Origin of the sequence: Alloprevotella sp. oral taxon 473 str. F0040 (genome assembly GCF_000318095.2) — a bacterium.
Classification (GTDB): Bacteria; Bacteroidota; Bacteroidia; order Bacteroidales; family Bacteroidaceae; genus Alloprevotella.
The window spans coordinates 386,434-399,799 of record NZ_KB290714.1 but is presented as its reverse complement, the minus strand read 5'-3'; the positions used below and the strand labels follow the sequence as shown (position 1 = coordinate 399,799).

Here is a 13,366-nt window from a genome sequence, read left to right as displayed (position 1 = left end):
CTGCGCCGAAAAGGTAAGGTCGCCACGCACGACCTCCTTGCAGATTGAATGTGCTAATGTGTCCAGGCTCCTTGTGATGCCTACATATTAGCACATTTAAGTTTACTGCGCTAGCGCAGACTGGCTTCTCAAGCTCTCACAGCCGAGAAGCACATTCTTCACTACCTCAACTCACACTCACAATGGAACTCAAACGAGTAGTAGTCACCGGTCTTGGTGCAATTACCCCCGTTGGTAACAACATTCAATCTACTTGGGACAACCTTCTCAAGGGTGTAAGCGGTGCCGCCCCCATCAAAGGATTCGACGCCTCTATGTTCAAAACGCACTTTGCCTGCGAAATCAAAGATTTTGTGGCAGCAGATTTCATTGACCGCAAAGAGATCCGCAAAATGGACCTCTATGAGCAATATGCACTCGTAGCAGCAATGGAAGCTGTTAAGGACAGCGGTATGGACCTCGAGACTATCGACAAGGACAACATCGGCGTGGTACTCGGAGTGGGCATCGGTGGTATTCACACTTTTGAAGAACAAATCGGAGAATACGCACTTACCCACGAAGAAAAGGGACCTCGTTTCAGCCCCTTCTTCATCCCCAAGATGATTGCCGACATAGCTTCGGGCCGCATCTCTATCCAATATGGATTCCACGGACCTAACTACACCACTACCTCGGCTTGTGCTTCTTCTACCAATGCCATTGCTGATGCCTTCAACCTCATTCGTTTGGGTAAAGCTAACGTGATGGTAACCGGTGGTGCCGAAGCAGCTATCAGCCCTGGTGGTCTTGGCGGTTTCAATGCCATGCATGCCCTCTCTACCCGCAATGATGATCCCACACGCGCTAGCCGCCCATTCAGTGCCAGCCGCGATGGTTTCGTGATGGGTGAAGGTGCTGGTATCCTCATCCTCGAAGAACTCGAACACGCTAAGGCTCGTGGTGCTAAGATTTATTGCGAATTGGCAGGTGCTGGCATGAGTGCCGACGCTCACCACCTCACCGCTTCTCACCCCGAAGGTCTGGGTGCAAGCCTCGTGATGCAACGCGCACTCCAAGATGCTGAACTCCAACCCGAAGACATCGACTACATCAATGTGCACGGCACTTCTACTCCTGTGGGCGACCCCTCAGAAGTAAAGGCTATCAGCAAGGTGTTTGGTGAACACGCTTACAAGCTCAACATCTCCTCCACCAAGTCTATGACCGGTCACCTCCTCGGTGCTGCTGGTGCAGTGGAAGCTATCGTTTGCTGCCTCTCTGTGCAAAACGATATCATTCCTCCCACCATCAACCACGATGAGGACGACCGCGATGAAGACATCGACTACAACATGAACTTCACGTTCAACAAGGCTCAACAACGCACTGTGCGTGCTGCCCTCTCCAACACCTTTGGATTTGGTGGCCACAACGCCTGCTGCATCGTGAAGAAGTATCAAGACTAATCCCAGTCTGGGCGACACATCGCACATACATTTTATAAGTTTATTTGTACGCTTGGCAGATACCTTGTATCGGCTAAGCGTACAAAACTATTTTGTGTCGTCCAACTTCAACAACGTATGAAAAATATTTTTGACAGAGCTAGACTCTTCTTCAGTAAAGACAAAGAGTTTCGCTCCGCTCTCTATCAAATCATGGGCTTCTGTCCGCACAACATTGACTTGTATCGCACAGCCTTTGCCCATAAATCTCACGAATACCGCTCCAAGAAAACGGGCAACAAGCCCCTCAACAACGAACGTTTGGAGTTTCTCGGTGATGCCGTGCTCGAAACGGTCGTGAGCCACATCGTTTATCGACAATATCCCAACAAGCGTGAGGGTTTTCTTACTAACACACGTTCCAAGATTGTATCACGCGAATCGCTCGGCAAACTGGCGAAGGAGTTGGGTATAGATCGTCTCATCCAAAGTCAAACCCACGGTCGCACACACAATTCCTACCTCGAAGGCAACAGCTTTGAAGCCCTCATGGGAGCGATCTATCTCGACCGCGGCTTCCGCTATGCGTTTCAATTCATCGAGAAACGCATCATTGGTGCAGTGCTCGATCTCGACACGGTGGCAAACAAGGAGGTGAACTTCAAGAGTAAACTCTTGGAATGGAAACAAAAGAATCGCATTCATCTCGATTTTGTAGACAATATCTCCAACAATTCCAACAGCACTAGCCCATCTTTCCACACTTCGGTGGTCATAGAAGGTATCCCTGCTGGAGAAGGCAAGGGATTCTCTAAGAAAGAAAGTCACCAAGCAGCAGCTAAAGACGCGCTCACTCAGATGCGTCGTGATGCAGACTTCTTGGATGCAATGTTCCGTGCCAAAGAGAAGCGCACAGCTATGGGAGCAGAAGAGTTCTTTGCGCTTCCTCACATCTCAGAGATTGACGAACAAATTGCCAAAGAACGTGGTGCTGCTAAGACTGAGCGCAACAACAATCGTGGCGAACGCAATGAGCGTAAGCAAGAACGCAAAAACGAAAAGGCGGAACGCAACGAGCGCAAAGAAAACAACGATAATGCTGAGCGCGAAGACCGCAATCTGCGAAAAAGTGACAATGCTGTCCGTGAAGAGAAGCGCAAGCATGAGCGGGACAACACGAAGCAAAATCGCGAAGAACGCAAGAGTCCTCGTGAAGAGCAAAATGATCATCGCATTGAACGCAAGAGCGATCGTGAGGAACGCGCGGCTCAACAGGTAGCCAAAGAAGAACGTAAGGAACGTAGTGTACAGAAGGCTTCTACTCCTCATGCACAGAAACCCAAGAAGCTGGAAGTAGCAGCGGAGAAGCCAGAAGTGAAGGCAGAAATGCCTCAACAGTCCTCAGAAAAAACTACAGAGGAAGTGGCTAAAGTGGTAGCAGCTGTGGCAGAAACGAAAATGATGCCTCAGAGTCCAGTTCAACATTCTCGCGAAGAGAAGGTTGCTGATCAGCCACGCGCTAAAAGAGCTTCTCAAACTAGTATCGAGGTTCCTGCTGAAGAAGTGGCAACGCCTGCCATTGAGATGACTAAGGAGCCAACCCAACCTGTGGAAGAAACTCCCACCATCATCACAGTAGAGTTTGTGGAATCTCCAGAAGAAAAGCAGCAGAAGCAACGCGCACAACAATCCCGAAATGAAGTTGTGAAAAACGCTGCTGAAGCACCTAAGGCTTCCATGGAAGAATTGCAACATGAACTCGAACAATGGACGGAAGCTGCCGACCATCCCTGTGAGTTTACGCCTAGTGATGCGCCTGTAGCCACAGAGGAAACGCCCTCTTTTGTTGCTGAACAAACTTCCGTTGCAACAGAAGTTGCTCAGGAGGAACCTCAAATGATGGAGAATGTGTCTGCGACTTCAGCGCAAACTCCTCAAATGGAACAACAGATTTCTGAGCCTTCCGATACTGCAATAATTATTACAGAAGATCTTCCTCAAATCTCTGACGAGAAGGTGGCCCCCCCCGTAGCAATGGCAGAGGGGGCCGCAGATACTCTCCCTACCGAAGAGACAGTAGTGGAAGAAGCTACAGAAGAGGTGGCTACTCCTCAAATGCCAGCTGAACAAACGGAAGAAAACACTGCGGAAACTCCCCAAGAAGCAAATAACACTGCGGAAGGGGAAGTTAATCGAGTGCGTACTGAGCAAGAGAAAAAGCGTGCACGTCGTCAGAATAAACGACAAAATGCTGCAGCATTTACCAACACCACGCTGCCTCCTGCCGAACAGAGCCACCGCCCTCAAAAGGCAGAGCGCAAACTCCAAGAACAAGCGGAGAAGCATAAGGAAGAAGCTCGTCAACGTCAAGTAAAAAAGGTGCAGCAGGAACTTGCAGAAACCTTCAAACTCGATGTAGACATTGATGATTTCATGGTAGTAGAAACGACTCCTACCAACAATCCTATGCCTACTAAGGCTGACGAAGCACCAAATGTTGCTGCGCAAGAAGAGAAGCGCAAGAATAATCGCTCGCGTGGTGGACGTCGCGGAGGCAACAACCGCCGACGTGGCGGAAATCGCACCAATGCTACTCAAGGAGAAAGCAAAGATGGTGGTGACACAGCCTCATCTTCTGCCTCCACCTCTCAAGAAGGATAATCCTTATTCTTCACACAAATCACAGAAGCTACTTCCCTTCCCTGGGAAGTACTTCTATATTTTAGAAACAGATAAGATAGACATATCACACTAACATGGCCTATATGACCCAAGAAGGCTACGATAAGCTCGTAGCTCAGCTCCGTCACATGGAGCAAATCGACCGTCCTGCGGCCTCCGCTGCCATTGCGGAAGCGCGCGACAAGGGCGACCTTTCCGAGAATGCAGAATATGATGCTGCAAAAGAGGCGCAATCTATTCTCGAAACCAAAATCAACGAACTCAAAGCTACCATTGCTACCGCTAAAATCATCGACACTTCTAAGATTCGCACCGATGTAGTGCAAATCCTTTCTACCGTGGAGATGAAAAATGTGAAGGTTGGTGCAGTGATGAAATACACCATCGTTTCCGAAAGTGAAGCAGACCTCCGCGCTGGTAAGATTTCCAGCACCACCCCCATCGCTCAAGCCTTGCTTGGTCACAAAGTGGGTGATGTAGTGGATGCCCAAACCCCACGCGGCGTTATACAACTTGAGATTCTTAATATCTCAGTAGACTAAGAGCAAAGGGCTATTACTAAGCAACCCTCTAGTTGGATTTCCCTATGTCTTTATAGGATAGTGAATAATTCACCAACTAAACACAACGCTTTCTCCTCTTAAATGCAAAATAAGAAGGGAGAAAGCGTTTTTTCTATGGTCAAAGTTTGGTAGACTGCCATGAATGGCTTACATTTGCTCCTATACAAACCTGCTTCTCTTGCTATTCGCTAGAAAAAGCTTCCATAAAAAAGCGATAAATCATAGTTTATCGAAAAGAAGCCTTCTGAGAGTAACAACAAGAGTAGCATCTAGACTAAGCATCTTATGAAGAAAATTTACTCTTTCCCCGCATTTCTCGTCATGCTCGTCATTGCAGCTATGAGTTTCTCAGCCTGTGACATCTACATTGACAACGAATACGACCCTTACTACCCCAATGGCCGCGGTGATCGTGGACGTGCCAATGTCATTGCTGGAGAATGGCAAGGCGACTTCGGTATGTTCTATACTGCAGTCAATCCTTACACACAACGTGGCGTACAATTTGATGCTAGCCACACCTACATTCTCTTCCAAAATGAATATCTAGATGCTCGAAGAGGCACGGGAAAACAAATCGACTTCTACAACTATGGTCCTCTTCGCCAACGCTACCACCGCTTCCTTTGGGAAGTGCGCAATGGAGTGCTTTATCTCAGCTATCCTGGAGAACCCGCCCTCAACGTAGCCATCTATGATTATGCACTGAGCAACACCTATTTCACGGGCTATGCTGGAGATAGTCGCTTCCGTTTTAGCCTCCGCAAGTTGAATTATGGCTATTGGGGCAACTATGCTCTCAACGACTTTGACAGCCCCTTCGATGAATGGTCGTGGAATGGACTGCGAAGCGTACAAAACGCAGCAGGAGAAGCCTCTGAAAACGTAAATACTCTCAACGCTCCATTGCTTCCTGTGGTGGGTGGCCGCAAATAGTCAAACCTTTTCATGGGGCAGTCATACTTACCCCTTCCATAGATACACCAACTCTCATTATATCTATATCTGATATGAGCATCTTTTCCAAAATCGCCGCTGGCGAAATCCCCTCTTATAAATGTGCTGAGAGCGATAAGTTCTACGCTTTTCTCGACATCAACCCCGTTGCTCTCGGCCACACGTTGGTGATTCCTCGCCAAGAAACAGACTATATCTTCGACCTCGATGACCAACTCCTAGCCGAATATCATGTCTTTGCCAAACGAGTTGCTCGCGCCATCCAGTCCGTACTTCCATGTCGCAAGGTGGGTATGGCTGTGATAGGCTTGGAAGTGCCTCATGCACATATTCATCTCATCCCACTGAAAGAAGAAGGTGATATGGATTTCCGCAAACCCAAATTGGAAGTTGCACCAGAACAAATGGCTGAAACAGCCGCTGCTATCTTTGCCGCCTTCCAACAAGGCTAATCTATCGCTGATTCGTTCAACATCTCAGTGCTACATGAATTGCCTTCCTGAGCCTAAAGATGAAAGAAATTTGAGGGTGCCATCTCTATATTCTTAGAGATTGCACCCTCTTTGCACGTATATTACGCTGATTCTTTGGTGTAGTCGCCACAAAATTGTAATTTTGCTCCTTACTAGCTTATATATTCGCCAGTCTATCTGCAACAATCGCCCCATTTAATGCAACAAACTTTTGAACTCATCGCCAAAACATTCCAAGGTCTGGAAGAAGTCTTGGCACAGGAACTCATCGAACTCGGTGCCGACGACGTGCAAATCGGCCGCCGCATGGTCTCTTTCTCGGGTAATCAAGAAATGATGTACCGTGCCAACTTCTGCCTCCGCACGGCAGTCAGAGTGTTGAAGCCCATTCTCCACTTCCGCGCCAAGGATGCGGAAGCTGTTTACAAGGCAGTGAAGGGAATTGAGTGGAACGAAATCCTCGATCTCGACACTTCTTTCGCTGTAGACACCACCGTTTATAGCACTGAATTCCGCAATTCTAAGTTTGTTGCCTACAAGGTCAAAGATGCGATTGTCGACTACTTCATGGAGCTTACCGGCAAACGCCCCAACATCAGCGTGGCCAATCCCGACCTCCGCCTCAACATGCACATAGCAGAAGATAGTTGCACCCTCTCTTTGGACTCCAGTGGAGAAAGCCTCCACATCCGCGGCTATCGCACAGCAACGGTAGAAGCTCCCATCAACGAGGTGCTCGCTGCTGCTTTGGTCAAGATGAGTGGATGGGACTTCAACAGCGATTTCATCGATCCCTTCTGCGGATCGGGTACGATTTTGGTAGAAGCCGCCCTCATGGCACGTAACATCTATCCTGGTATCTTCCGCCGCAAGTTTGGTTTTGAAAACTGGAAAGACTTCAATCCCGAACTCCTGAGCACCATCTTCGACGACGACAGCCACGAACGTGAGTTTAACCACAAGCTCTATGGCTACGACCTCAATCTTCGTGCCATCGAAGCTGCGCAAGATAACGCAAAGGCGGCACGCGTCGCCGACCTCATCACCCTCGAGCAGCGCGACATCCGCGACTTCGTCCTTCCGGAAGGCTGCGAAAAGGCGATTATCGTCACCAATCCTCCCTACGGTGAGCGTCTCCGTCCAGAGGATCTCTCACAAATCTACCGCACACTCGGCACCAAGCTCAAGAAAGACTGTCAAGGTTGCGATGCGTGGGTCATTTCTTCTAAGGAAGAATTGTTCGATGATATGCGCCTGCGCCCCTCATTCCGCGTGCCTCTCAACAATGGTTCTCTCGACTGCGAACTCCGCAAGTATGTCACCTTCGATGGCAAGCTCGACAAGTTCCGTGCAGAGGGCAACGAAGTGAAGACCGATGCTGAACGTGAGCGCATGGGTGAAAAAGGCCGCTTCCGCGATGGTCGCAAGCGTGAATTTTCTCGCAAACGCTTCAACGACGAGGACGACCGCGACTTTTCCGATCATGGTGAACGCTCCGACAGAGACCGCAAATCCTTCGACCGCAAAGACCGCTATGAAGATCGCCGTCCACGCTATGAAGAGAGCGACTACCGCTCAGGTTTCGACTTCTCCGATGACCCAGAACTCGCTGCCACCTACCGCACCCTCCGTGCTCGTCACAGTGCATTCGAAGGCGTACGTGCCGCCAAAGAGCGCGCAGCACGCGGTGAACGTGGCAAGTTTGAACGCAGAGACGACAACCGCTCTCGTGGTCAGCGCAACGACCGCCGTTCTTTCTCTCGTGCTCCACGCAGAGAAGGTGACGACTTCCGCGGTAACCGCGAATTCAAGCATCGCGATGACAGATTTGAAGGACGTGGCGACCGCACCCGCGGTGATCGTGACCGCGGTGACCGCAGCGAAAGACGTGGAGGATACGACAAGCGCGGTGGTTTCGACCGCAAGCCCCGTCAAGAGGGCGGCTTCTCTCGCCCCGCACGTGGTGGCAATCTCCGCAAACGTCGCGAAGACTAAAGATTCACACCCTACATCATTCCCACAAGTTGGCAAAATCAGCTTGTGGGAATGAACAATTTTCTCCCCACACCTCACGCAAACCTACTATCATATTGGCATGAAATACAAATTTTTCTTCTTCCTGCTTCTGCCATTTCTATATCTCACTGCTATGGCACAAACCAAACAACGTCCCACTCTCGATGACCTCATGTGGGGCGGCACCAACTATTGGAATCTCCAACCCCAATCTATTCACACCACATGGTGGGGGGATGCTTTAGTACAAACCAATGTCAACGATGTGCGCATGATTCTCGATGCCAAAGGCAAAAAGCTCGGCACAGACGGACAAGTGCTTTTCGATCTCGCAGCCCTCAATAGTGTCCTCGACACCGCACGCTATGGCAAAGCACGCAATCTCATCGGAACCACCTTCCCCGAAGGCACAAAAACCGTAGCCAAGATCACACTCACCAAGGCTATTGTTGCCTACGACTGGAAGCAAAAAGCCATCGTTTGGTCCCTTCCGCTCCAAAGGGGCATCGGTCATCAAGACTTCTGCAATGCCTCTCGTTCCCTCGCTTTCACCAAAGACTACAACCTCTTTGTCACCACCTCCGATGGTCGCACCCATCAAGTGTCTACAGATGGCAACCGCGAACTGCTCTACGGCACCTCTGTTCACCGCGATGAGTTTGGCATCCACAAAGGTACATTCTGGAGCCCCAAGGGCGACCAACTAGCGTTCTATCGCATGGACCAGTCCATGGTGACAGACTATCCACAAGTCAACACTTTGGTGAACCCAGAAGTGCGCATTGCTCAGCCCGATCCCGACAAATATCCCATGGCAGGTATGGCGATGCACAAAGTCACTGTTGGCATCTTCTCTCCTGCCACAGACCGCACCGTTTGGTTGGAATTGGGCGACGTCACCGACCGCTATTTCACCAACCTCTCTTGGAGTCCTGACGGCAAAACCCTCTACATCATGGAGGTGCCACGCAACCAAAAGCGTTGCGACCTCGTGGCTTATGATGCCACCACTGGTAAACGCTTAAAGACACTCTACACCGAGACTAACGAACGCTTCGTAGAACCTCAAAATCCCCTCACCTTCCTCCCTTGGGATGACCACAAGTTCATCTACCAAAGCGAACGCGATGGGTTCAATCACCTCTATCTCTTCGACACCAACGGCAAGATGCTCCGCCAACTCACGCAGGGCAAGTTTGAGGTGCTCGACCTCCTCGGATTCAACACCGCAAAGCGCAGCATCATCGTTCGCACCAATGAGAGCGGACACATTCGCGAAAACCTATATGCCGTGGATTTCAAGACCGGTCGCCGCACTTTGTTGGACAATGGCGTAGGCTTGCACCGCGCTAGCCTTTCTGAAAACGGCCGCTATCTTCGCGACACTTGGAGCACTCCCACCGACTATCGCCACATCGACATCAAGAGCACTGAGAAGAAACAAACCGTCTCTAGCCTCCTCAATGCCGAAAATCCATGGCGCAACTTCACCATGCCTGAGGTGGAAAATGGTTCTATCCTCGCTGCCGATGGTAAGACCCCACTCTACTATCGTTTGGTAAAACCCGTAGACTTCGACCCCACGAAGAAATATCCTGCTGTGGTCTATGTTTATGGCGGTCCTCATGCCACCAACGTCAAGGAGTCGTTCAACTATCAAGCCCGCCCTTGGGAATACTACATGGCAAATCGCGGTTACGTCCTCTTCATCCTCGACAACCGCGGTTCTGGTGATCGTGGTTTCGACTTCGAAAGCTGCACCCACCGCCATCTCGGTAAGATTGAGATGGAAGACCAAATGAAGGGTGTGGAAAAACTCACTTCGCTGCCCTATGTCGATGCCAATCGTCTGGGTGTCCACGGTTGGAGCTTCGGTGGATTCATGACCACCAACCTCATGCTCACCCACCCCGACGTCTTCAAAGTTGGTGTAGCCGGTGGTCCCGTCCTCGACTGGAAATACTACGAAGTGATGTATGGCGAACGCTATATGGAAACGCCACAATCCAACCCCGAAGGCTACGCAGCTTCTAGCCTCGTCAATCGCGCCAAAGACTTGAAAGGTCGTTTGCAAATCATCGTAGGCTACAACGACCCCACTTGCGTTTTGCAACATTCTCTCATGTTCCTCCGCGCTGCGGAAGATGCAGGCACGCAACCCGACTATTTTGTCTATCCTGGTCAAGGTCACAACATGTCTGGTCGCGACATGCTCCACCTCCACGAGCGCATCACCCGCTATTTTGATGACTTCCTCAAATAGTTCCTGCGCACCGCTCATCCCAGCATGAAAAGTTGTGCCACACGCATACAAAATCCTCCCACTCTCAAGTTGAGAATGGGAGGATTTTTCGTGTACCCCAAAATGTTCTATCGCTTGTTCAGTGACCACGTAAGATGGAGCATAACATACTGACGTAGATTATTATATATGCTCTCTGTAGTACTTTGTGCATTCACAAAGCGTACTACATTCTTGCGCTGTCCAAGTAAATCGAAAGCCTCAAGACTTATGGAAAACTTATTGGAAAAAGCCTTGGTGAGGTTTGCATTCCAGATAAACTCATTGTCATTCATTGACTCATCGTTGTATCCTCGGCGACTAATGGTGCGTAAGTCTGTTTGCAAACGCATTGACCAAGGGAGCTCCGCATACACACTTACATGAGAACCGAAAGTTGTTGCATGAAGTGGCTTAAAATTTTCGCGAATAGAAGTCGAACGATGATAATGAACATACGGAGCTAGTTCACCGCGTATCTTTGTATTTGGAATAGCAAACGAATAGTTTATTTCCTCAATGAAATAATAGTTGTGCACCGTGCTTGGTTTGTCAGCTTCTTGAAGCGATAGACCATTATATTGTACACTTTTCGTGTAGTTGAAGGAAATTTTATTGGTGAGTTTATGAGTGTATCTGGGAGTGAGAAACACTGCGTCTTCCAAAGAGGCTTGCAGGTACTGATTGCCGTTGACGCTTCTAAACTTGGATGTTGTTACCCCTGTACGCTCATTGTATAACGACATGGAAGAGGTGAGCCCATCGGTGTAGGTGTAGTTCATGTTCACCGTATGATTGTGTCTCATTGTTGGAGCCCAATAGAATCTGCCATTTATCTTGTGTTGAGTGATATTATCAAGTTCTGGGTTGCCTTGTTCCACTGATAGAGGATTTATATCGTTTGTTTGTGGCACCAGAAGCAGCATCATAGGCATTTCATGCTTAAGTTCATAGCTAAAACTATAATTATAGCCTGTTTGTCCACCTAGCCAAGTAGCAAACCGCACATTTACGTCTGGGAAAAATTGAGAGCGATAGACGGTTTGGTCGTTATTCTTCTGGAAGAAATCTAATTTTCGATGCAAATAGCGTAGGGGAATACTTACATTTAAGTCATACTTGCCTTTTTGGAACATATAACCTAGTTCCCCTACAAGGTTATTCCCCCATTCTTGATATGATTTACTATTGCGTGAGTCTTTTGCTTGCTGTAAAAGATCATTATTAGGCAATTTCTCTACATCAGATTGTAGCGTCCATCCAGGCAAATGGTGTAGTTGATAAAATTGGTCGCTAGAATTTAATTGATCGCATTCGTAGGATAGCTTTCCACTGAAACTATGATGATCGCTCCAACGGAGAAGGTAATTAGCTTGCGCAGTCCATGTCCATTTGTCATGGTCCTCGTTTCGGTATTGATGCTGTGATTGTTTTTGTGCATTACGTATGTAATCTACATGCCGCAATGAAAAATCCTCTTGCGTGATACATGCTCGATAGGCTGATGCGTTTAAGGTTAGCTTATCGTCAGTGTGTGGTATGTCGATACTTTTCTCTATTTCGAGCTTTGCATTGGTTATTGTGGATGGTGCAAAAGACAATACATTAGCATGACTAATACCGTATGCGTTGAGCGTTTCGCCAAGAGAAAAAAGACGAATGCTATCACTCCAAGCTTTGCCCAAGAGATGACTAACATTGCGGTCGAATGACGCACCACTGTTTTCTGAGTGGTTTTTCAATGTAACCTTAGAGAACGAAGGTTTGATGGTAAAGCTCCATGGAGTAGTAGAAAACAACGAGAGAGAATGCTCAGTTTGAAAAGAAAAGTTTCTACTACTACTGCTAGATGTACCAAGTTGAAAAATATGATATTTATCGTAGAATTGCTGAACTACTTGCTTCAAATCTACATCTTCTTTACTCCATTGTATGCGTGCCTTCCCCTCCAATGAATAGCGTCCCTCACGCTCATCAACATTGTAGAGAACACCCGCATTATAGAAATCTTTTTGCCCAATACCATTGTCAATATTGTAGAACTGACCGTTACGGGTTAGCTCTTCGTTGTGGTTGGTATTATTAGCTCCTGCAAAAACAGACCAACGATGAAAATCATTTATCTTAAGTCCTAATGCTCGTCCATAATAGCGTTTGTCCGTGCCTGCTGCCGCATCTATGCTGGACAAAAAGTTGGAGTGGTAGTCTGGTTTCAGTCGAATGTCCATCACCAAACCTTTGAGTTCGCGTTCGCGCTCGAAGAGTGATGTCGTATCTTTTTCTTTCTCATACACCTTCACGTGCTTCACCATAAAAGCTGGCAGATTTTCAAGCAAAGTCTTTCGGTCGTTGTTGAAAAAATCCTTACCATTGAGCAAAAGCGTTTCTACTTTTCTTCCATTGGACAGAATCTCACCATCGTTGTTGATGGTAAGACCAGGCATTTTCTGTAAGATGTTTTGTAACACAAAACCTTGCTGAGTGATAAAAGCATCAGCATTGTAGACTAAAGTATCGTTGTTAAAATAGAACTTGAGCTTTGTTGCAGTCACTAGAGCTTCACCCAACTCTGTTGTTTTTTCTCTTAGTTTACGTTTAAGAGCGAACTTGCCGAGAAGAATGTTACTTTCTCTACGATAAAATTTAATCTGTATAGGAGCGTATAGGGTATAATAGTCGGGATGGCTTACACGCATGATGTAAGAACCTTCACGTTCAACTACTGCTTCAGCATAAGTTTTGTATTTGGGCTCATTACCCATTCGTGCAGCCCAGCCTTCAGCAATGAAACTACTATCTGCAGCAAGTAGCTCCACTTTTAATAGTGAATCTGCTGCGATGTCTATGTTTGTAATATAATCTACAACTCGAGCACCTACCAGCTTTTGAGCATAGGTGTTCCCTAAAAAGAAAATGAAGAAGAGGAAGAAGGTTAGCAGCCTTTTTGTCATGGTATAATAAGTATTG

Annotated in this window: 8 protein-coding genes; 7 read left to right on the top strand and 1 reads right to left on the bottom strand. The window is 48.0% G+C overall.

Features of this window, described 5'->3' with window-relative positions; all coding sequences use genetic code 11:
• The first annotated feature begins 182 nt into the window (after window positions 1–182).
• From fabF to HMPREF9999_RS04030, 7 genes are all read left to right on the top strand, one after another.
• A complete protein-coding gene (gene fabF, locus HMPREF9999_RS04060; protein WP_009437139.1) occupies window positions 183–1,448 on the top strand; it encodes a beta-ketoacyl-ACP synthase II in 1,266 nt (421 codons plus the stop codon).
• A 117-nt stretch (window positions 1,449–1,565) separates the two neighbouring features.
• Window positions 1,566–4,088, top strand: coding sequence for a ribonuclease III (gene rnc / locus HMPREF9999_RS10240; RefSeq protein ID WP_009437138.1), 2,523 nt, complete (start codon window positions 1,566–1,568; stop codon window positions 4,086–4,088).
• Between the two features lie 95 nt (window positions 4,089–4,183).
• Window positions 4,184–4,651: a transcription elongation factor GreA gene (gene greA / locus HMPREF9999_RS04050; RefSeq protein ID WP_009437137.1), complete on the top strand. Its 468-nt coding sequence runs from the start codon at window positions 4,184–4,186 to the stop codon at window positions 4,649–4,651.
• 306 nt (window positions 4,652–4,957) lie between these two features.
• Window positions 4,958–5,608: a hypothetical protein gene (locus HMPREF9999_RS04045; RefSeq protein ID WP_009437136.1), complete on the top strand. Its 651-nt coding sequence runs from the start codon at window positions 4,958–4,960 to the stop codon at window positions 5,606–5,608.
• A gap of 74 nt (window positions 5,609–5,682) precedes the next feature.
• Window positions 5,683–6,081 (top strand): HIT family protein, encoded by a 399-nt coding sequence (locus HMPREF9999_RS04040; RefSeq protein ID WP_009437135.1) that lies wholly within the window; start codon window positions 5,683–5,685, stop codon window positions 6,079–6,081.
• Between the two features lie 219 nt (window positions 6,082–6,300).
• Window positions 6,301–8,097, top strand: coding sequence for a THUMP domain-containing protein (locus HMPREF9999_RS04035; RefSeq protein WP_009437133.1), 1,797 nt, complete (start codon window positions 6,301–6,303; stop codon window positions 8,095–8,097).
• Between the two features lie 100 nt (window positions 8,098–8,197).
• A complete protein-coding gene (locus tag HMPREF9999_RS04030) occupies window positions 8,198–10,381 on the top strand; it encodes a S9 family peptidase (protein ID WP_009437132.1) in 2,184 nt (727 codons plus the stop codon).
• Window positions 10,382–10,488: 107 nt separating this feature from the next.
• Here HMPREF9999_RS04030 and HMPREF9999_RS04025 read toward each other — a convergent pair whose 3' ends face one another.
• Entirely contained in the window at window positions 10,489–13,350 is a 2,862-nt protein-coding gene (locus tag HMPREF9999_RS04025) for a hypothetical protein (RefSeq protein WP_009437131.1), read from the bottom strand.
• Window positions 13,351–13,366: the final 16 nt, after the last annotated feature.

What these genes read in the sequence shown, in the direction of transcription:
- rnc (WP_009437138.1), top strand. Translation starts at nt 1,566, where the DNA reads ATGAAAAATATTTTTGACAGAGCTAGACTCTTCTTCAGTAAAGACAAA.
- greA (WP_009437137.1), top strand. Translation starts at nt 4,184, where the DNA reads ATGGCCTATATGACCCAAGAAGGCTACGATAAGCTCGTAGCTCAGCTC.
- HMPREF9999_RS04030 (WP_009437132.1), top strand. Translation starts at nt 8,198, where the DNA reads ATGAAATACAAATTTTTCTTCTTCCTGCTTCTGCCATTTCTATATCTC.
- HMPREF9999_RS04035 (WP_009437133.1), top strand. Translation starts at nt 6,301, where the DNA reads ATGCAACAAACTTTTGAACTCATCGCCAAAACATTCCAAGGTCTGGAA.
- HMPREF9999_RS04025 (WP_009437131.1), bottom strand. Translation starts at nt 13,350, where the DNA reads ATGACAAAAAGGCTGCTAACCTTCTTCCTCTTCTTCATTTTCTTTTTA.
- HMPREF9999_RS04040 (WP_009437135.1), top strand. Translation starts at nt 5,683, where the DNA reads ATGAGCATCTTTTCCAAAATCGCCGCTGGCGAAATCCCCTCTTATAAA.
- fabF (WP_009437139.1), top strand. Translation starts at nt 183, where the DNA reads ATGGAACTCAAACGAGTAGTAGTCACCGGTCTTGGTGCAATTACCCCC.
- HMPREF9999_RS04045 (WP_009437136.1), top strand. Translation starts at nt 4,958, where the DNA reads ATGAAGAAAATTTACTCTTTCCCCGCATTTCTCGTCATGCTCGTCATT.